Below are 20,094 nucleotides of genomic sequence, written 5' to 3'. Positions count from 1 at the left end.
AGCCCTGTTCAGCTCTGTGACGTCGTCAGGGCCGGATCGGTCATTCCCAGCTCGGCAAAGCCGCGGTTGCGTAGGAGGCACGAGTCGCACGTGCCGCAGGCGCGGTCGTCGACCGGGTCGTAGCAACTGTGGGTGAGGGCGTAGTCCACATTTAGTTCGAGGCCTCGCCGGATGGTGTCTGCCTTGGTCAACTGGATCAGAGGAGTGTGGACCTTCAGTCTCTGGCGGCCCTCGACCCCAGCCCTAGTAGCCAGGTTCGCCATCTCCTCGTAGGCCTTGATGTACTCCGGGCGGCAGTCCGGGTAGCCGCTGTAGTCGAGTGCGCTGACCCCGATGAAAACGTCTGACGCGTCAAGCGTCTCGGCCCATGCCAGGGCGAACGACAAGAAGATCGTGTTGCGTGCTGGGACATAGGTGACGGGAATGTCATTGGCTGAGAGGTCGTCAACGCTGTCGTGATGTGGTACCGCGATCGACGCGTCGGTGAGCGCCGATCCACCGAAGACCCGCAGGTCAATGTCGGCTACCACATGCTTGGTCGCTCCCAGTGCGGCGGCGACGCGCTCTGCCGCCTGCAACTCGACCGTGTGGCGTTGTCCGTACCTGAAGCTCAGCGCGAAGGTCTCGTACCCTTCGTTCCGGGCGATCGCCAGCACCGTCGCCGAGTCCAAGCCGCCGCTCAGGAGGACTACCGCCTTGCGCTGCGCCATGTCTGTGACCTGATCTTCCGTTGGGAATTAAACTGCAGACTCTTGGTGAACTACGGCAGTGTAGTTTACCGCCTGTTACGGTACCGAACGGATCGTCAGCCTCAAGTGCCGCGCCCGGAATCCTTGGCTGAGGTGGGGCGGCGGTCGAGTGGTCGGCAGGCCGGCGCTTGCGAACTTGAACAGCCAGGAACCGGGATCTAGGTCGTCTGAGTTGTAGAAACTGCCACCCTACGGCCACGCGCAGCGCTGAAGTTTACGCGATCACACTGCGTAGCTTCGTTGTCTACTCCGGCGTTGCGGGATGTGTGCCTTGCTGTGCGGGCGCCTCACTCTGGTCCAGCGACTACTGCCTGAGCCTGGCTTCGTAGAGAGCGACCTTGATTCGGCAGCCGGCCCACAAGGACCCATCGTAGATCATGTGTTCTAATTTCGCGCGCACCTACGTTGAGCCTCTGGATTGCTGTCATACCTTCGACATCACCGGTCTGCGGGCGAGTAGATGGTCGCCCTCGCACGACGACGCGTCGACGTCCGCTCGGCGCTCGTCTATGCCGGCAAGACCTTCACCCGACCGACCATCCGCTAGCGCCGCCGCGCGACCCACCCCGCCACCGCCGACGCCGCGACGGCGTCGGCCGCTGTCTCACTCTGCCCATCAAGACCAACCAGAGTCACATTGAGATGTCGCAGGTATCCGCCACAAGGACCTGTAGGCCAACAGTGATGTGCCGCAGATCGGTCGCCGGCGTTGTTCCTAACGCAGACCGATGAGGCCGATGCGCCCGGCCCGAGGATCCGCCTGCCTGCGCTCGTCAGGCCCGCTGCTTCTAACTAGAGTCCCAGAATCCTGCAGAGCTGCGGCCTCAATAGACATCATAGTGACCCTTATGGTTGCTGATCTCATTGCTAACGGCTGGGACGGTCTGGTCCTGCACCAGCTTGATCAATTGGCGACGGAGCCGGCCATACCGCCGTGTCGGTGGTGAACTGGGTACGGCCTGCGCCGCTGCGGTTCGGCATCAGAGTTGGGAGGTGAAGATGGCCAGAAAGTGATGCGGGGTGCATCGCCGGCGTTGTCGAAGCAGATCACGTTGACGTCGGCCTTGGTGGTGTCCGTCCAGGGGTTCAGTTTCGGTGCGACCGAATTGACGTCGGGCTAGGAAATTTCGAGACACCCCTCTCGGCATCACCACGCAATCAGCTGCGCCTCATCTGGCAGTAACGTCCGGCCGGACGGCTGCTAGCTTTATCTGTATGTCCTCAGCGGCCGAGTGCTGCAACTGCCGCAAGATATCGAGGGCGGATTGCCAGGCGTTTCGGGCAGCGGCGGTGTCCTGCAGTTCGTGCAGCCCATCGCCCAAATCGATCAGGGTCTCAGCCTCCTCGTATTGGTCGGCCAGGCTAGTGCGGAGGCTTACTGCCTCGCGCAATCGTGCCACCGCATCGGCGTGGCGGCCGAGGCGAACGAGGGCGCGGCCGAGCGTGTGCAAGGCCGCCGCCTGCCCGTCGTCATCGCCGGTTTCGCGGCAGAGTCTGAGCGCAATTTGACAGAGCTGGATGGATTGCTCGTTGTCGCCGAGATAGCCGAGCACGCGGCCGACGTCTGTCAGGCTGCGCGCCTCCCAGGTCCGGTTTCCGGACTCACGATAAATTGTCAGTGCCTGCTGTGCGTGGACCAATGCGTCCGCGTACCGGCTCTGCCAGGCATAGCAGCGTCCGAGCATTAGATGGCTATGCGCTTGTCCGTCGACGTCGGCGAGTTGCCGGAATAGCTTGAGCGCTTCCTTCTGGTGTCCTGCCGCTTCGTCGTAGCGCTCTAGGCGGGCATAGGCGCTGCCCAAGATCCGGTGCGCCCGCGCCTGGCTGTGAGGGTCGCCGTGCCGTCGAAGCGCTGAGAGTGCGGTCTCGTTGACCGCGGCCCAATCGTGCCAGTATCCATGTCTATAGAGGAACGTGGTTAGCGCCCAAGCGATCTGCCAGGCATACTTGCCGAAGTCTTGGTGCTGCGCGGCGTACCGGGTGACCGCCAACAGCGTGGGCCGTTCGATCGAGAGCCAGTCGAATGCCTGGTTATAGTCTGCCAGATGGGGGTATACGATCTCGTAAACGGCGGCGTCGGGCTCGATGGCCTCCCAGGAATCGTCAAGGTGCCTATCGGCGAGCACCGTGGTCCGTACGTAGTAGTCCAACATCCTGTGAAGTACTAGTTCCCGTTGTTCGAGGTCGTCCTCGGTCTGCGCCCGTTCTTGGCCGTAAAGTTGGAGCAGGTCGTGCAGCCCGAACCGTCCGGCCCTGCGCCAGTCCAGGAAGTGAGCTTGGGCAAGCTCGTCGAGCATGGTGCGGGTGTGCGACAGGTCTTCGCCGGCTAGGTTGGCCGCCGCATAGGTGTCCAGGTCCGGCCCGGGGTGCTGGCTGATTTGGCGGAACAGCGCCGCAGCCTTAGGGCTCAATCGCTGGTAGGACCAGGAGAAGACGACACGCACGTTCACCGCGTCGTCACCCGCGTCGAGCCCGTCAAGCAGGTGCGCGCGGTCAGTCAACTCGGCTACGAGGTCGGCCAAACGTAGCTCCGGACGTGTAGCAGCCCGGGATGCGACAATACCCAGCGCCAGCGGCAGCCCGGCGCAGAGCCTAACTAGCGTCGCCGCAGCATCCCGATCATTTTCGATCCGATGTGGACCGACGTGACGGCTTAGAAGGGCGAGCGCATCGTCGAACGGCAGCGGGTCTAGGGTAAGGGACGGCGCGCCGGAGGATACGGTCAGTCCGGCCAGGCTGTACCGAGACGTGATCAAGGTCGTGCATCTAGCACTGGCAGGCAGCAATGGCCGTACCTGCGCCGCGCTGGCGGCATTGTCGAGCACGAGTAGCGTCCGGCGCCCTCCGAGGACAGAACGGAACAGGCTGGCCTGAGCCTCCACGTCGACAGGGATGCGCTCCTTCCGGATCCCGAGCGAATCGAGTAACGCGCTTAGTGCCTCGACGGGGGTACACGGCTTTCCCGGCCCGAACCCTCGCAGGTTGAGGTAGAGCTGGCCATCGGGGAAAAGGTGCTGCGTCTGGTGTGCCCATTGCAGCGCGAGCGCGGTCTTGCCGACCCCAGGGGCGCCAATAATCACGCACAGTGCCGCCGTCGGGCGGCTCCCGTCGTCCTGCGCTGACAGCATAGAGCTGAGGCGCATCAGCTCAGAAGATCGGCCAACAAACGTCGACACCGAAGCGGGAAGTTGCTGCGGTACGACCTCAAATGCCGTGTCTGCCTGCCCGTTTTTCGTCCATTCCTGGCGTATATCTGCTCGAGGCCGAAGCACGGCCGTCACGGAATCCGCCCGCTGAATCACCTTCGGCTCAGGAGCGCCGTGGGCGTGGCAGTCGGCGACGGTGGTTGGGATTCCGCTTCCCTCCCCTTCGAACAACCTGACGGCAGCTAGCATATGGGCTAGCCGGAAGTTGCGGCTCCGAGATTCGCCCTCGAGTTCAGCAAGGTCGTTGGTGGTGTCGTCGCCGACCTGCCGGCCGACCCATTCCCCGGCGCTGGTGATCTCGAGTCGGTCGGTAAATAGTCGCACGTGGACACAGCTCTCAACGTTCTCGTAACGGCGGTGTACGACTGCGTTGGCAATGAGTTCCCTGACCGCCATCATCGGATAGCGGTAGACTGAAACCGCCTGTACACCGCGTCGTGTGGTCGTCTCTCCGAGGGAGACTCGATCTGCGACGAATTGCCAGGCGGCGATAATCTGGTCCACCAAGGGCCCAGTGATTCGGACAATGTCACGTGGTGTGGTCCGGTCTCTACCATGGTAGCGGGCGCATTGAATAATTGCCGTCGGCAACACTTTGTCCGGCCTGCGCCCGAAAAGAAGTAAACCGGCACGGGTCAGGCTCGCATCGGATATTAGGTTCGCGAGGTTAAGGAAGTCGTGAGGGGACAGTGATTCCGGATACTCAGTCTTAGCCTCTTCCCGTAGTTGCTCCCGAAAACGGCCGAGCGCTTCTAGATCGAAGGTGGTCTCCGTGGTCGGCTGGTCTAGGAAGTGGTCAGTTGCCGGTCTGGCAGAACCGTGTCCCGAACTCATCCCAAGCGGCGGGTAATGCGCCGACAACGCCTCGACCAGCTCCGCGACGGCTCGCTGCGGATCCTGGTCGTAACGGGCGACCTTGGTGTCCAGCGATAGGTGCTGGACATACGCCTGCTCCTCCATCTGCACGACGTACACCCGGCTGGTCGTGGAGGCGTGCGCGGCGTTGACCAGGCGGTGCGCCCAAGCACTGCCAACCGCCCGCACGGTAGCGCACAGCACCACGGGAACGCCGGTGGCCAACAGCTTGGCTGGCTCCTCGATAAGGGACTCGCCGACCATGATCGTCCCGTCGTGGCTTACCGAGAACCCCGCCTCCTGTAGCGGATGCGATAGGCGTTCCGCAAGGTGCTCCTCTCCCCGGGCGGTGACTAGATGCACGCTGCGACGCATAGTCTCAGTCCAGGGCCCGGCAGATCTGGGCGACGCCAGAGTCCCAGTTCGTCCGCAGGTCGGCGTACTTGATATCGGCCAGGATGTCCGGCAGGGCGCCTCCCCTGAGAAGTGTCGGTAGAACTTTCACAGCCGCACCGTCGAGCTGACGGGCTAGCGCCGACATCCATTCCCTGTCCATCCATGGAGCCTGGACGCCGTTATCAGAGCAGCACAATACGAGGTATATCGCGCCGGAAAGGCCTACGTTTATCCGTTCGACGATTGAATCACCGACAGTTATTTCCCACTCATCCAGCCATACGTGGTGTCCGCGCTGTCTCAGCTGAACGGCGAGGCGGCGGGCGGCGTCGCTGTCGGCACCGCGGTGGCTCACGAAAACCGTCGCCATCTCCTGCCCTCCGACACCGAGCTGGTCACGTTGCGTTGCGGTGGACCGTCCAGCGATGCCACAACTTTCCAAGTCTCCGGCACGTCGCTCTGGACGATCGGATGAGGATACCCGACGGCGCCGTGAGCCTGGACGAACAGACATTGCGCCGTGCTGTCGTGAAGTCGTGAAGCAAGCGCGGGGGCCTGACACGGCTTGGACACCCGCTGAATGATCCTCAAGTCAGCTATTTGGTCGCACGTCGCCGAGGGCCTGTCCTGTCGATCATGGAAGCCAGATGATGGCGGCGATCAGGATCAGGCTGGCCCGGTAGCGGGATGCCCGTTTGGCATAGCGAGTGGCCAGGCCGCGCCATTGCTGAGCCGGTTGAAGCAGCGTTCCACGACGTTGCGTTTGCGAGACCTGCTTGTCGAAGGCTGGTGGTCGCACGCCGGCGCTGCCTTTGGCGGCACGGCGGGCGACCCGGTCGCTGCGTTCGGGGATGACGTGCCGGACACCTCGCTGTCGCCGGGCTCGGCGGGTCGAGTGATGCGCGTAGCCCTTGCCTGCGACCAGCACATCGGGTCGTTTGCGGGGCCGGCCGGGTCCGGGCTCGTTGACCCGGATCGCGTCGAGCAACGCCAGGAGCTGTGGGTTGTCGCCGGCCTGGCCAGGGGGAGCAGGATCGACATCGGCCGGCCACGACCATCAACCGCGAGGTGGATCTTCGTGCTCAACCCTCCGCTGGATAGTCCGATGGCCTCGCCATCCTGCGCACCAGGCGTCGCCGGACTTGATGGGGAGCCCTTTTTGCGACCGCCAGCGGCACTTTGGTGCGCCCGCACGATCGACAAGTCGATGCTGATCGTCCACTGCACACCTAGCCCGGACCTCGGTCGTTGTCAGTGCAGTCCAGCAAACGGCAACCCGCCGCTGTCGGACTTGGTCTGCAGCATCCTGTCGTTTGGTGACGGGAAGGACAAGCTCATTTTCCATTGATCAAGTGGGACAGCGTTCTCGAGGTTTACGTAGGCGGGTACCGGCGGGCACGGGCGGTTAGCGCAGCCCGGCACTGTCGTCATCTTCGTGACGTAGCGGCTAATGCAAATGCCATCGTGATTCGACGAACCCACCGCCGTGCTATATCGCCTGCGCCTTGTGGCGGGCACCTTGGTCGAGTTCGTGAAGCCCAGCAAGTTCGGTGCGGACGTGAGACCACCTCGGTCCCCAAGCCGACTCGGAGGCGAGGTGGGAGCATGTGCAGCGGGGCGGCCGCAGGACCTGAGCACTTCTGGCCAGGCGTAGTCCCGCTGCCAACGCCCGTTCGATGGCCGCGTACACGTGCTGGGCAGGAGCACGCGTACTCGAAGCTCCCGGCATGCCGGGGTGTTCCCGCTTCTCCAGCAGAGATTGTGTCGACGGCGATAATCGTCACAGATGTTGGCAGTCCACCGGTGCCGAGAGGCCCCTAGGTAACTCGAGTCTCTGCCCGTCTCCCGCACTCAACTCCACGGTAGACGACTTCGCCGCCGTCGTCCTGGTTGAGATCACGATCAGCGGTAGCTGCAACACCCTCAAGCAGGTCCTCAAGCGTGGCGGCACCTCCGTCGTCGACGGCGCCTGCGCGGCCACCTCCGGCCGCTGGTACAGCCCGTACGACGGCGCGACCTGGACGGCGGCCTTCGACGTCAACATCGACCACGTCGTCCCCTTGGCCGAGGCGTGGCGCTCCGGGGCCACCTCGTTGGACGACCAGCCGAGCTTCGCCAACGACTTGAGCCGCCCGCAGTTGATCGCGGTGACCGACAACGTCAACCCTTCCAAGGGCGACCAGGACCCCTCCACCTGGCAGCCGCCCCTGTCGTCGTACCAATGCACCTACAGCAAGATGTGGATCAGCGTGCGGTACAACTGGGACGACGTTAAGACCCGTACCGCCACCTGCTCAACCAACGGTATGGAACCGTTGAACGCCCGCTACCGGCGAGTCGTCGAAGCTTGAGCCCGTCTCCGGCGAGCAAGCCGCATGGAAGTGTCTGTCTTTGGAGACCGGGCTCCTGGACCCCGCCGGAGTAGGCAGGCCCGAGGGGGTGATGCGGGGACACCCACGTCGAACGCTTTGATTATCACCCTCAGCGACCGCTCCCCAGCCGCCGAACATTCTGACCAAGATCGCCGGAAACATCCTTGGCGAGACAGCCCTCAAGTCCTTCAGTCAACGTACGATCATCGGACTGCATCAACTCTGCCAGCGAGGCGCGGCAACTACTGTTCAATGCCGAGCGCATGGGGTGTTGCGCCGTGCCCAGGACTCTGTGGTCAGTGGGAGGCTCAGTGGGACGGAACTGGCTCCACAGCAGATGGGCTGCTGTTGTCGTAGGCCTGTTGGTTGGCGCCCTGGCAGGCTTGGCCGTCTACCAGGGCAGTCGGCTCACCGGGCAGAGCCTCTTCATGCTGTGCGGGACGACCGCCGGCGGAGTCGCTGCCATAGTTGTCCACGGATACGCCAGGAACGTCCAGCTGACAGAGGTTACCGTTTCGGTTCCCCAATTCAGTGACCTTCACTTCGCGGTGACGGCTGACAACAAGCAGGTCGCATGGCGTCTGTTCGTCGAAACAGTCACGCGGGTCTCCGTGCAGCCGCTCATGGAGGGAAGCGGTCTCATCCGGGAAACAATGAACTCCCTTTATGCCCTCTTTGTGACCACCCGCGAAATTCTGACACAGACTCAACCCTCGCGACGTGCCGGCAAGACGCCAACCGTCGAGCATCTGGCAATCGCGATGTTGAACAACGAGATCCGGCCGTTTCTGTCTCGGTGGCATCCGCAGTTGCTGCACTGGGCGCAGGAAAACAAGGCCTTGCCGGAAAGCGCCTGGCCAAGCGCTGCAGAGTGCCGCAGGGAGTTGACGGCAATGCAGGAACGGCTGTCCCGCTACGCGATCGGCTTCGGAGAGCTAGCTGGGCTGCCGGAGGCAACGGAAGTCATGGTGGGCAACCTCGGGCCTACCTTCGATGCGCCAAATCAACGTTCGGCTTACGGAGCGAATGCAGGCGGCAAAATTTAGTCGCAAATTGGGTACGATCACAATCGCTCCTACGGGTTCTCAAGCACCGCCGCTACCCGCGCCTGCGCCTCCAAGGGGGTTCCGGCCGAGAGTGCCGCATGCGGTTCCCCAGTCCAGGATGGAAGAATGACAGAAACGTGGATAGATTCCCCCGACCGCCGTCACTTTTCCTGCGGCCTTCGCGGCCTCAAGAATTCGTTGGGCGTCAGATGAGTCCGCCGTGCTACTGCTAGCTAGTGCCATGACCGAGGAACCCACCGCCGAATCGTAGGCCGCACCCAGATGCTCGCCGACCGGACTCGCGGCGACCGCCCAACCGTCAGCCCGGGCGCCGTGTCCCCCAACGCCGCAAACGTTCATGCTGACTGTTCGCCCAGCCCGGGTCGATGACGTAGCCCAGATGGCGTGCGTGCATGTTCGGTGCTGGCAGGAGACGTATCGAGGCCTCATGTCGGATGCGGTGCTGGATGATCCGGGTTTCCCGGCTACTCGGGAACGGTTTTGGACTGCTGCTTTGATCGACGAGCGCTATCGCGAGAACCGGGCGGCTGTGGCCGAGCGCGAGGGCGAGTTGGTCGGGATCGCGATGTCGGGTCCGCCGCTGGACGCTGCGGCGGCGTGGGCGAGGCAGCTGTATGTGCTCTATGTGCATGCCGCCGATCACGGTAGGGGTGCTGGGCGGACGTTGTTGCAGGCCGTTATCGACCCCGCGGAGTCGGCGGTGCTGTGGGTCGCTGATCCGAACCCTCGCGCCCAGGCGTTCTACCGCAAGCAAGGCTTCGTTGCTGATGGGATGGCCCAGGTCGAGGACGGCGTGCGGGAGATTCGCATGGTCCGCGACGTGCAGGCGCCGTCGCTGGTGTCGTGAGCACGAACGTTTGAGGTGTTGAGGTCATCAGGCTGCGTGGGCGGCGGGTTGGCCCCAGCGTCGTTGTCGTTCGCTGCGGATGCGGATGCGGATGCGGATGCGGATGCGGATGCGGATGCGTTCGCGGCGTTGGGCGGCCAGGACGTCGGGGTGGCGGGCGTTGGCGTTGCGCCAGCGCAGGTAGGTCTGCAGCTTTCGGGTCATCGCCGGGTGGTTGGGGTGGTTGGAGCCGGCGATGACGAAGGTGCGTAGCGGCCCGAACTGGGCCTCGATCGGGTTGGCCCAGGATGCGTAGGTCGGGGTGAAGCAGAGCTCGACCTTGTTGCGGGCCGCCCACCTGCGGATCTTGCGGCCTTTGTGGGCGGACAGGTTGTCCAGGATGACGTAGATCGGTGCCCCGTCCGGACGCGCGGCTCGGATCGACTTGAGCGCGGCCAGGGTGTTCGCGGCGCTCTTGCGGCCCCGGACGACGCCCCAAAGCTGGTCGTCGCCGACGGAGTAGCAGCCGTGGAACTGCCGGACGCCGTGCAGCTTGTGGTAGTTCGCCGGCAGCCGGTGCGGATGTCCCGCGGGTGCCCACCCGGCGCCGGCCTGGGGGCGGATCACCAGGGGTCCGAACTTATCGAAGGCGAACACCCGCTGTGTGAAGTGGGCGCTGACGTACTCGATCCGGGCAAGTTTGGCATCGCGCTGCGGGTCGGTGGACTCCTTCCACGTCTTGGTCCGCTGGAAGCTGATCCGATGCCGATGCAGGATCTGCCGCAGCCGTTCCCGCCCAATCCGGGCCCGACGCGCGGCATGCAGGCGCAGGTGGTCGGCGAGCTTGCGGATACTCGACCGGGTGAACGGCCGCCCCAGCCTCTCGGGGCGGGTGTTGGCCGTCTCGACGATGAACTGCTCTTCGTCAGGACTGATCTGGCGAGGACGGCCACCCGCCCACTGAGGGTCCAGGCTGGCCATCCCCATCTCGTTGAACCGGTGGATGACCTGCCGGATCGTGTCCTCATCGGCCTGGACCAGCCGGGCCATCGCCGGCACCGTGTTCCCACCGGCCGAGGCGAGCACGACCATCGCCCGTCGCAGTCGGATCGCCGAGCCGGTTCCCCGGCGGGTGATTCTGAGCAGCTGCTGACCCTCCTGATCACTCAGCCGCCGCACACGTACAAGATCTGCCACCGCCACAGCGTGACCGGCACAACCCGCCCAGCCGACAGGCCGCGCGGCGTGTCAACCAACACCGTGAACGTTCGTGGTCACGGCACTAGTGAGAACAACATCGCCGTCCTGCACCAAGTCATTGAGTGGGCGTTGCTGGCCCTCCGCCTCGTACAGACGGCGGGGATGGTATATGAAGCGTATGGCGGGTCGATTCTCGGCCAGAAAGCTCTTCAGGTACACCGCGGCGAGCGGGAGCGAAATGTCTTGACTGCTGTTGAACAGGGATGCGCCCACCAGGTCCCCGTAGATGGGGTACTCGCATAATGTGTCAATCCACACGACGGAAAGCGGACGACTTGTGTGCATCTCTACTCCTTTACGTTATCGGACTAACCCCCGCAGTTTGCTCATTGCCATCGTGGCGATCGAATCCAGATCGTGTTGATCAGCATCGAGGTACCCGACCGTCCGGATCAGACCTGGAACGTCGACTTGTTCCACCCGGATCGGCAGAATGAACTCCTTATCGCTTTCCATAGCATGGGACTGTGCACTTTGACGCTCGAGTCGCGGCCAGGCTCGCCTGATGTAATCCTGCGAGACGATCATTATGCACAGGCGGCTGCCCTCGCGGTATACCTCCGTGAACCTGTCGATGAGGTTCGCACCCCATAGGCTCTCGGCCTCGAACGAGTCAAAGAAGACGGACGCGCCGAACTGCTGCAGCTTGAGGGCAAGGGCTCGGGCGTAGTCACGCTGGGGGCTGGCGAATGAAATTGCGAAGTCGTACTGGTCCACCGCTTGGTAAAGAGGGCCGGCCGTATTGGCCAGCACGTTCAGGCGAGGTGCGTCGGCAGGCCCTTCTAACATTGCCGAGAGAGCGATGAGCACGGAATGAGTGACCCAGACCGCTGGGGCTTTGCCTGGGGAAACACCCCAACCACCAGCGGCGGTATCCTGGCTCGTCGCCAAGAAGTCGAGAGCCCGTCGCAGCCACAGGTCCTGATTTAGCGGATCCTTTCCGAGCAGCCCCAGACTCGCCGCTAGCTCGATCGTGTAACCGGTGGCTTCCACGCTTTCGGCATTGCCGAACCAGTCCGACCATGACCCCGATCGCCGTTGCATCTGTTGGAGGTTCTGCATCCACCGTAGGAAGATTTTCGGCTGGGTTCGGTGCCCACGTAGCGCTGAGGCATCGATGATGCCCCGCAATGCATAGGCCGTGAGGGTCGGCTCCAGCTCCTGTCCGGGTGCGAGTTCCCAACCGCCAACGAGGCGCTGGGTCTCGTAGAGGTAATACAGGGCCGATTGCAGGGCTTCTGCCGAGCGAAGATCGGTCGAGGCGCGGGAAAGTGCGGAGATGGCGAACCCCGTTTGACCGATGTGCCCCCGCCGCTCATTCCGTTCGGCAATGCCCCAGCTGCCGTCAGACCGCTGCCGAGCTACCAGCCAATCCCGCCCCGACTGCACCAGGTTCTCATCCTCTGCGATGCCGCAAGAGGCCAGCGCGCGCATCGCGTACGCGGTGGCTGAGACGTCGCTGGCCCCGTGGGTGACATTGCGATAAGCCTCCGAGAACCACCCACCGTCGGGATTCACATTGTCCCGGAGCCACTGTAGACCCTCGTCGACGCCTTCGCTGATTCCGGCCGCACTCAGCCCGAGAACGCCCTCCGCTGTTGTCCACGCGTCAGACCTGGGAACCTCGTCCCACCCGAAACCGCCGTCGGAACGTTGACGACTCAGAACGAACCTTGCGGCTATCGCTAGAGCCTGCCTAACGTCCTCTCTGGTGGCCCATGTCATGCCGGTGTTCTCCGTACGGCAACGTAGGCCAGTGTGATGATGATCCAGTTCTCTGGATCGGAGCGCTTGACCGCCTCGTCGAGGAAGGCGAGAGCCGCCTGTGCGGCAGGCCTAGGATCGTTGTCCGACGCTAGAAGCACTCGCAGCGCCGCTGCGGTGCCCTCGATTGAATCAACGCTCTCATACCAAGCGGGCCAAGCGCCCGACGGCCGCTGCGTCCGTGCGATAAAGTGCTCACATCCTTCCCGGACCTGTGCTGTTTCCTCAGAGGGCAGTGAGCTGATCGCATGAGCTACGTATGCCGTGAGAGAAGGGTCCGTGCCATCCTCGACTGTGCAATCGTCGCTGTAACCGCCCTCTGGCGCTTGGGCCTTGGCGAGCCAATTGAGGCCGCGACGAACGGCATCGTCGGAAGGGTCGCAGGCAAACGACGCGGCGGTGGAGTAAGAGGTTGAGTAAGTATTTGGTCTGAGAACCACGTCAGACTGCGAGAAGCCTCCATCGGCCGTCTGTCGGGCGCGCAGCCAGGCAAACCCCTTCCGAGCGGCCCGTTCCCATCTCGTTCCCAGTTGCAAGCGCTGAAGCGCAAGTAGGTTCCAGGCGGTGATCGATGTATGCCAGTCATCCTTCTCGCGCAGCCACCGACCGTCGGCCTGCTGGTCCTGGCAAAGGTAGTTAACCGCTGGCTCCAATCGGTCGCCGAGCAGGTCGGCAACCGCGTCTACCTCGGTGGCGAGCACGAGAACCTGCGACGTGGTCAGCGCATCTGGAGGCGCATTCTCGGAGGGACGGACCCGTCCAACACGTGGAACCATCTTGTCGAGGCGGTCGAGGATCCATTCCATAGTGACAATCAAAGCGGCCTCCTTTATTTCACCGAGAATCGGACGCCTTGCTGCTCAAGCAGGATTGTCGGGTAACCGCGCAACTCGATACGATGGATCAATATCAAGTTCTGCAAGGAACAGGTTAATCTTGTCGCGGGCTTTCTCCGGCTGGTCCGCCGCCTCAATCGCGAGCTCGAGACAGATGCCCATCCCTTCGACCTCGTCTATGAGAATCTCTAAGTCGTCTCGTAGGCACTCCCGCCGCACCTTTAGAACTGCGACAGCCATTTCGGCGCCGATTGCTTGGATGATCTTTTCAACAACGCGTCCGTCGTCGACGCGCGTCTCATCTTCTTCCCATACACCGTCCGACTTGGTGAGCCGTTTCATATTGAGGACTGTTCCCGACTCCTTGTATCGCAGTCTCACGAGATAGGAGCCCGGACCTTGCACTTTTTCCCGAAAGCCACGTTCCTTGTAGTAGACGTCGCGCTGAGTCTCTTGTTGACCAAGATGGAGCCGAAGCGCCGCGAGCCGCAGGACGATCACGTCCACCTCGTCGGATGAAAGCAGGACCTTACTTTCAACTTCCATTATGTCCCTTCGGGCCACGGCGGTTGTGGGAGCGGCAGCGACGTAGCTCAGAAGGACGATAGCTGGTGGTAATGGAGCTACTCAACAAGCATCCCGGCATGATTGTGGAAGAGCCGCCGGTCCCAGATGGCAACCTCTGTCAGGTACCCCACTCAGCAACGGTCGGCAGCGTAGCGTCCGCTATGGACTGTGCCGGCAGCAGACCGCTTCCCGACGGCGGCATGGGCGGGTAGCCCACGGCGGCAGCCCTCCTGCGGACGATGCTCGCTGCCCACCTAGACGTCACACCCGAAGGCTCTTGGCGGCCGGTCGTCGAGTGGCCGGCAAGCCGGCCGGACAGCTCGCGGGGGCCTTCGAGGAAGCCGGGCAGCACCGACAGCAGGATCTGACCGATGCTGCGGTTGGTTCGCTCGATCTTGACTTGTCGTTGGGGCGGTAGGCCGTCGTGAGTGGTGTGCTAACCGACGACGACGCAACCCGGTCCCACTCGGTAGTGGTGCGCGACTTCGCCAACATCAAGCGCGGCGAGATCTCGCTGGCACGGAAAGTCGGCGATATCTAGTGCCGGAAGTCGAAAACAAGATCATGCGGCGGGTAGAAGATCTGCATCCGGTACCTACTGGGCTGTCAGCGGACTATGCCCATTCCAGGGAAGAACGTCCGTTGTGGGGTTCTTGGCTGATCGTCGAGGCAGTCACGGGGCAACGCTTACTTCGGCTTGACCGGGTAGAGCCCGCCCTGGCGCGCCGCACCGAGGTGGCCGTTGCCCGTCCGGCCGATCTCCGGCAGGGTGTCGATGGAGGTCAGACAGGGGATGTGCGCCCAGGTGCGTCACCGAACCGTGTGGTCGGTCGGGCGTCTCAGCGTTTTGGTTATGCTTCTGGGAATCATCGGAAACATCGCCGCTGGCACGGTGATCGTCTCAGGAAAGTGGCAGATTGTCGTCTGGACCGGCACGGCCTTGCTGGCTGCGGGCGTGGTGCTGGGAGAGGCCATGGCCCAGCCTGGCGTGGCAGGCGGTCCGGAGCCCGGCCTTCGGGATGCTGTGCTGGCGCACTGCCTGGCCGAGACTCCAGGGAGTCGCCATGCCCACGATGACTGGCTACCCGCACTCGCCGATGACGTACTCCGCCAGGTGATCTCCGCCGCTACGGGAGCAGAGGTCGCACGATCCGCACTCGTCGTCGCACAGACGATCACAGCCGCTTATGCATCAGCCGCTCGGGGCGGCGTGCCGTACCGCCTGCCGGGCACGCTGAGCGAACTCCAATGATCTGGACGGGTGATGTTGCGGCGAAGACGGCGGCGGTCTCACCTGCAAGACGCGGGCACCGAGCCGAAGGCCCAGCAGGGCCGGTTGCCGTGCCCGCCTCACCACGACGTGCGTGAGGCGCGCAAGCTGCCAACGTCGGCAAGACGTCGTGAACGCGTCTCTGGTACTTCACAACACCGCCGCACTACCGTCACCATCATCGATGAGCGTGACTGCCTGCCCGCCCAATCACGATGGAGGCCCCACATGCCGCGACTGACACTCGACACCCTGCCGCTCGCCCGCCGCCGTCCGCGCGCCGTAGCTATCGCGATCGCCGCCCTCGTAAGCGGCACTCTCGCGGTCACGAACGCCACTCCCGCGTCGGCGACGCCTCCCGGAATCCCGTCGAAGGCAACAGCGCAATCACAGCTCAACGCCCTGACCGTGGCGACGCAAGGCTCGACCAGCGGCTACTCCCGTGACCTGTTCCCGCACTGGATCACGATCAGCGGTAGCTGCAACACCCGCGAGCAGGTCCTCAAACGCGACGGCACATCCGTCGTCGTCAACAGCTCCTGCGCGGCCACCTCCGGTCGCTGGTACAGCCCGTTCGACGGGGCGACCTGGACGGCGGCCTCCGACGTCGACATCGACCACGTCGTCCCCCTCGCGGAGGCGTGGCGCTCCGGGGCCAACTCGTGGACGACCAGCCGCCGGCAGAGCTTCGCTAACGACCTCACCCGTCCTCAGCTGATCGCGGTGACGGACAACGTCAACCAGTCCAAGGGCGACCAGGACCCCTCCACTTGGCAGCCGCCGCTGTCGTCGTACCGGTGCACCTACAGCAAGATGTGGATCACCGTGAAGTACAGCTGGGGCCTCACCCTGCAGTCGTCGGAGAAGTCCGCCCTGCAAAGCATGCTCAACACCTGTAGCTCCTGAGCGCGATCCGGCTGACTGTCCGCGCCTGGGGTGCGGACAGTCAGCCGGGTGCTAGGTCTGCTGTGGCGGCTGGCTGTCGCCGGACTGCTTGCGCCATTGGCCGCCCGCGTCGGTGGCGAGCAGACGCTTGACCATGGCGAGTGCCTCGTCTTCGGTGTCGAACTCCCACCGGAGCACTCGGCCGGTCTGGCTGTCGCCGGCTCGGGCGGTGACCTTCCGCCGGACCTCGCGGGCGAGCCACACATCTCGGCGGCCTAGGCGCCCCCAGATCCCGTTCCACCAGCGCGCCGCCACATCCTCCACGAGCGCATCGTACAAGCGTACGAACGACGGATGATGTTGGGTAGCGATGTGGCCAGGCTGGGGTGGTGTCGTTCTCTGATCGGACCACGGGCCGCTTTGGCTCTGGTCGGTTGGCAGCCCATGCCGACGTCACCGGTCCTGGCCGACAGGGCCCTCGTACCGGAAGGTTGGCGGGTCGACCTCGCCGGCGCAACGGAGGTAGCGGTGCTGCACCGGCGGGCCGGGATGATCGCGGGCACCGAGGTAGGCGCCGCTCTGCGCCAGGACGATGGCCTGCGGAAGGGACCCGTCGTCGTCAACCTCAATGTGGGTGAAGCGGCCGTCGGCGGGTCCGCCGAGCAGCCAAACCTCGACGGCGGGCATCAGCGACTCACTGTCAGTGCGGCGGCGGCTGTCAGCAGCCCGGCGACGGCGGCGATGAGGGCGGCCGTCGCGCCGATGAGGCCGCTGACCCCGGCGAGGTGCTCCAGCGGTGTCGGCCTGTCCGTGCGCCGTGATCGGCTGCGTGCACCCCGGGTCATGGCTGCGCTCCTTCGTCGTTGGAGGGGACGTGGCGTTGTCCCTGTGCAGGTACTTCAGCAGGGGTGGTCCGGCCGATCAATGCCTGATCGCATGAGCTGTGGACAACTCAGGTGCCTGTGGATAACCAGATGATCACTGCGGGCTTCTGAGATCATGCGCCGCTCGTTGCCGACCCTGAGCGTGGTGGGTCGATGAGATCCCCGTCATGGGCCCACACGTGGTGACCGTCGGGCCATTGAATGGCTGGCCCGTCGTCGGCATGGAGACGGTCCTGCTCGTTGAGTGTGAGCAGGGTGGGTCGCTCACTCATGACCACAGTTCTGGGGAAGGGCCACCAGGGGCCGCTGGTGAGGGCGACGTCGCGGCAGCCCTGCCAGGCGGCGCCGGGGTCCGTATCGAAAACTCTGCGGTAGGTGTCGATGGCCGCCAGGACCATGAGGTCGGGGTAGAAGCACCAGGCCGGGTCGAAGAATCGGTCGTTGAGCCCAGGTGTGCTGTAGCGGACGACGGCACGAGCCTCATCGTTCTGGTCGACGAGCCCGTGCTCGTCGGACCAGTACCAGGCCGGTTGGAGCGTGTAATCGGCGCTGATCGCGCGGCCAATCGCCGACCACGCAGGGCTCAGGACGTGCCGGTAGGTCTGATGCACGGCGTGAAGCACGGGCCGCAGCGCCGATCGCTCCGACGGCAGGACAGGCGGGCACCGGTAGGGGCGCTCCATCAGGTCGTACCGCTCGTCCATGCCGTCGTAGCGTTGCTCGCCGTAGAACCCCTTGCGTTCGAAGTAGGAGTGGAACTGACCGAAGGCGCTCAACCGCTCAATGTCGCTGACCCGATCGATGAGTGGGGCGCGGGCTGCGGACAACGCCTGGTTCAACACCGCGCGACGTACGGATTTGACGAGTGGAGCCTGCCCCTCGTCGAGGAAACTCCTGATGAGCTCGAGAGCGGCCCGGGGAGACGGGCACCAGATGAACTCTGTGGGTTCGGGCCTGCCTGCGGTGCGGTAGGCGGCGCGGGCTGCGGCTTCGGCGGCGTCGTGGTCGGCGGGTTCGGTTGTCAGGACTGCGCGGGTCCAGGTGCGGGCGATGCTGTCGGTGGGGTTGGCGGGTGTGTTCGAGGGCTTCACGGTTTCATCCAATGCGTGTTGGTGTCGTTGGCAAGAGGCACGCAGGCGGGAGACGGCCTCACCACGAGGCTTCCTGGAGGTGATTCGTCGGCGGTTCGGCGGACTGGTGACGCTGGTGCGGTTTCGCCTGGCCTCTGCTGGCCGTGAGTGATTGACAGGTGACGTGAATGTGATCCTCATGTTTGACTATGGACATGGGGGCGGGGGAAGCGCGGTTGTCGATCGATTGCGGCAGCGCCGGCACCCAAGCCGTCCTGGTGTGGGCCGACGGCAGCGCGTACGTACTGTCATTCGACGGGAATCCATCCCTACACAGCACGTCGTCTATGCCCGCAAACGGACAGGCGGCGAGGCAGCCCGAAGCGTTCATTCCGGGGCCGCGCCATCCGGTGGAGGACGCGACGGCAGGTGACGCTGGCGGCGACGCGCTGGAGGTGGCGGCGTCGCCGCTGCGCAGAGTCGCCGCCGAAGCCGAGCGGGTCGTCGGTCAGCCGGTGCGGGATGTGCGGGTGGTGGTCCCGGCGGGGTGGGGGCCCCGGCGGCGGACCTGGATGCGGCAGGTCGCGCACCGAGCGGGGTTGCCGCAACCGCGTCTGGTGGAGGCCCCGGTGGCGGTCGCCGAGTATCTGCTCACCACTGGTGTGCGGGTGCCGGTCGGTGCGTTCCTTGTCGTCTGCGATGTCGGCGCGGGCGCGGAGGTGACGGTGCTGCGCCGCGGGCCCGCCGGGTTCGAGGTCCTCGCGACCCTCGCCGACGCGGCGGCTGGCGGCACGGCAATCGATCACGCGCTCGCCGACGCCCTCATCGGCGCGTCGACGGGAGAGGGCCAGGGCGCGTCGCGCGCGTCGGTGGCGCACAGCGTTCGAGTGGCCAAGGAAGCGTTGGTGAGCCATCCGGCTGTCACCGTTCTGCTCCCGGACCGGCCGCCGGTGATAGCGAACAGCGCGATGCTCGACGAGGCCGTCCGGCCGGTGGCGTGGCGCGTGGCGCAGTTGACGCAGGAAACCGTCGCCGCCGCCGAGCTCACGGTCGGCGACCTCGCCGGTATCTACTGTGTGGGCGGCAGCGCCCAGTTACCGCACCTGGCGGCGGCGATCGCCGAGCACACAGGCGCCGCACCCGTCGTCGTGCCCGAGCCGGGGCTGGTCGCGGCCCGGGGCGCCGCTGACGTCGGCGCCGTCGATACCGGAACGGTCGGGCGGGTGGAGGTGCCGGTGCCGCCCGTGCGGCGGGCGGCGGCGATCGCGGTCCCAGGCTTCGCGTCGCTTGCCCTGATCTGGCAATGCCTCCTGACCGCCGAGGAGCATGGGGTGCTCGGTGTGTACTACTCGGTGAGTGTGAACTGGGGCGAGTTCACGATGGCGGCGGTGATGGCCCTGCTGGCGTGCCTGGCCGCGGGCACGGTCCTCGGCTCGCTGATCGCCGCCCGCAGTCCCACCCCCGGCACCCGAACCGAAGGGGGAAGGGTCAGCGTCGGGATCCTCGCCGCGGTGTCCCTCGGCGCGGCGATCGCTGGCCTGTACGCGGTGGTCACCAGCCAATACTTCGGTATGCCGGTCGGCCCGTACCTGAAGTGGGCGCTGTGGCCGATCGCGCCGGTGTCGGTGATGGCCGTGGCGATGGCGGTCGTCGCCGCCCGGCAGTGGCGTTCCCCGCACGGCGGCTGGTCGGCATTGCTGGCCGCGCCGACCGGATCCATCGTCGCCGCCACGCTCGGCATGGGGTTGATCCAGTACTCCCTGACCGCTGACCGGTGGCCGGATCGGATCCTGTGGATCGACATCGCCGGCCGCGTCGGCGGTCTCCTCCTCGGCGTCGCCGTGGTCATGGCGGTGGTGACGCCTTTGATGTTCCGCCTCATCCTCGCCGCCCCGCTGGCGGTGATCTTCGCGGCGATCGTCAGTAGACGGGCCGCCGGCATGCTCGGCGTCATCTACGCCATCGCCGTCGCGACCTGGTGGGCTACCCGGCTCTGGAGCCGAATCCTTCGCCCCGCCCCGCCCACTCCCACCACACCGCCCACGGGCCCGGCTCGGGCGGGAATGTCACCGGGTGGGGGCGGGTGA

General features: G+C 64.8%; 17 protein-coding genes and 1 pseudogene. 6 read left to right on the top strand and 12 right to left on the bottom strand.

All coding sequences use genetic code 11. The features are described from left to right. Positions 1 to 8 precede the first annotated feature (8 nt). The 4 genes and pseudogenes from queC to CLT68_RS32735 form a co-directional block, all read right to left on the bottom strand. A complete protein-coding gene (gene queC / locus CLT68_RS28160) occupies positions 9 to 710 on the bottom strand; it encodes a 7-cyano-7-deazaguanine synthase QueC (protein ID WP_099855487.1) in 702 nt (233 codons plus the stop codon). Positions 711 to 1,918: 1,208 nt separating this feature from the next. Next, complete coding sequence (locus CLT68_RS28155; protein ID WP_099855485.1) at positions 1,919 to 5,185, bottom strand: tetratricopeptide repeat protein; 3,267 nt, start codon at positions 5,183 to 5,185, stop codon at positions 1,919 to 1,921. Positions 5,186 to 5,189: 4 nt separating this feature from the next. Then, positions 5,190 to 5,576, bottom strand: coding sequence for a toll/interleukin-1 receptor domain-containing protein (locus tag CLT68_RS28150; protein ID WP_158240959.1), 387 nt, complete (start codon positions 5,574 to 5,576; stop codon positions 5,190 to 5,192). A 264-nt stretch (positions 5,577 to 5,840) separates the two neighbouring features. Next, positions 5,841 to 6,442, bottom strand: a pseudogene (locus tag CLT68_RS32735) (IS5 family transposase); the annotation flags it as partial. A 440-nt stretch (positions 6,443 to 6,882) separates the two neighbouring features. Here CLT68_RS32735 and CLT68_RS34015 point away from each other — a divergent pair. The 3 genes from CLT68_RS34015 (at position 6,883) to CLT68_RS28130 (ending at position 9,492) form a co-directional block, all read left to right on the top strand. Continuing rightward, complete coding sequence (locus CLT68_RS34015; RefSeq protein WP_486482353.1) at positions 6,883 to 7,557, top strand: hypothetical protein; 675 nt, start codon at positions 6,883 to 6,885, stop codon at positions 7,555 to 7,557. Between the two features lie 404 nt (positions 7,558 to 7,961). Beyond that, positions 7,962 to 8,624, top strand: a complete 663-nt coding sequence (locus tag CLT68_RS28135; protein ID WP_143743283.1) for a hypothetical protein — start codon at positions 7,962 to 7,964, stop codon at positions 8,622 to 8,624. A 448-nt stretch (positions 8,625 to 9,072) separates the two neighbouring features. Further along, entirely contained in the window at positions 9,073 to 9,492 is a 420-nt protein-coding gene (locus CLT68_RS28130) for a GNAT family N-acetyltransferase (RefSeq protein ID WP_486482352.1), read from the top strand. A gap of 27 nt (positions 9,493 to 9,519) precedes the next feature. Here the strand turns inward: CLT68_RS28130 and CLT68_RS28125 are convergent, their stop codons facing one another. The 4 genes from CLT68_RS28125 to CLT68_RS28105 form a co-directional block, all read right to left on the bottom strand. Then, positions 9,520 to 10,668: an IS630 family transposase gene (locus tag CLT68_RS28125; protein WP_486482351.1), complete on the bottom strand. Its 1,149-nt coding sequence runs from the start codon at positions 10,666 to 10,668 to the stop codon at positions 9,520 to 9,522. A gap of 363 nt (positions 10,669 to 11,031) precedes the next feature. After that, complete coding sequence (locus tag CLT68_RS28115) at positions 11,032 to 12,456, bottom strand: TIR domain-containing protein (protein WP_099855472.1); 1,425 nt, start codon at positions 12,454 to 12,456, stop codon at positions 11,032 to 11,034. Continuing rightward, on the bottom strand, positions 12,453 to 13,301 hold the full coding sequence (locus CLT68_RS28110; RefSeq protein WP_099855470.1) for a prenyltransferase/squalene oxidase repeat-containing protein: 849 nt from the start codon (positions 13,299 to 13,301) through the stop codon (positions 12,453 to 12,455). Before CLT68_RS28110 ends, CLT68_RS28115 begins: the two co-directional genes overlap by 4 nt. A gap of 54 nt (positions 13,302 to 13,355) precedes the next feature. After that, complete coding sequence (locus CLT68_RS28105) at positions 13,356 to 13,877, bottom strand: CYTH domain-containing protein (protein WP_099855468.1); 522 nt, start codon at positions 13,875 to 13,877, stop codon at positions 13,356 to 13,358. 874 nt (positions 13,878 to 14,751) lie between these two features. On the opposite strand from CLT68_RS28105, the gene CLT68_RS33575 reads away from it, so the two are divergent. Further along, positions 14,752 to 15,150, top strand: coding sequence for a hypothetical protein (locus CLT68_RS33575; protein WP_199177170.1), 399 nt, complete (start codon positions 14,752 to 14,754; stop codon positions 15,148 to 15,150). Between the two features lie 246 nt (positions 15,151 to 15,396). Further along, positions 15,397 to 16,074 (top strand): HNH endonuclease family protein, encoded by a 678-nt coding sequence (locus tag CLT68_RS28095; RefSeq protein ID WP_099855466.1) that lies wholly within the window; start codon positions 15,397 to 15,399, stop codon positions 16,072 to 16,074. 51 nt (positions 16,075 to 16,125) lie between these two features. On the opposite strand, the gene CLT68_RS28090 is transcribed toward CLT68_RS28095, so the two are convergent. The 4 genes from CLT68_RS28090 to CLT68_RS28080 form a co-directional block, all read right to left on the bottom strand. Then, the gene (locus CLT68_RS28090; RefSeq protein WP_099855464.1) at positions 16,126 to 16,377 is read right to left on the bottom strand and encodes a hypothetical protein; all 252 of its coding nucleotides are present in this window, start codon (positions 16,375 to 16,377) and stop codon (positions 16,126 to 16,128) included. Positions 16,378 to 16,506: 129 nt separating this feature from the next. After that, positions 16,507 to 16,740, bottom strand: a complete 234-nt coding sequence (locus tag CLT68_RS28085; RefSeq protein ID WP_099855461.1) for a hypothetical protein — start codon at positions 16,738 to 16,740, stop codon at positions 16,507 to 16,509. After that, positions 16,740 to 16,898, bottom strand: a complete 159-nt coding sequence (locus CLT68_RS32970) for a hypothetical protein (RefSeq protein ID WP_158240957.1) — start codon at positions 16,896 to 16,898, stop codon at positions 16,740 to 16,742. The genes CLT68_RS28085 and CLT68_RS32970 overlap by 1 nt, the downstream gene beginning before the upstream one ends. Positions 16,899 to 17,050: 152 nt before the next feature. Beyond that, positions 17,051 to 18,040: a DUF6745 domain-containing protein gene (locus CLT68_RS28080; protein ID WP_158240956.1), complete on the bottom strand. Its 990-nt coding sequence runs from the start codon at positions 18,038 to 18,040 to the stop codon at positions 17,051 to 17,053. Positions 18,041 to 18,354: 314 nt separating this feature from the next. Between CLT68_RS28080 and CLT68_RS28075 the strand changes: the two genes are divergently transcribed. Continuing rightward, a complete protein-coding gene (locus CLT68_RS28075) occupies positions 18,355 to 20,094 on the top strand; it encodes an Hsp70 family protein (RefSeq protein WP_486482350.1) in 1,740 nt (579 codons plus the stop codon).

Source organism: Micromonospora sp. CNZ299 (assembly GCF_002754415.1).
Note: the sequence above shows the minus strand (reverse complement) of the source record. Positions and strands in the feature narration are given on the sequence as shown.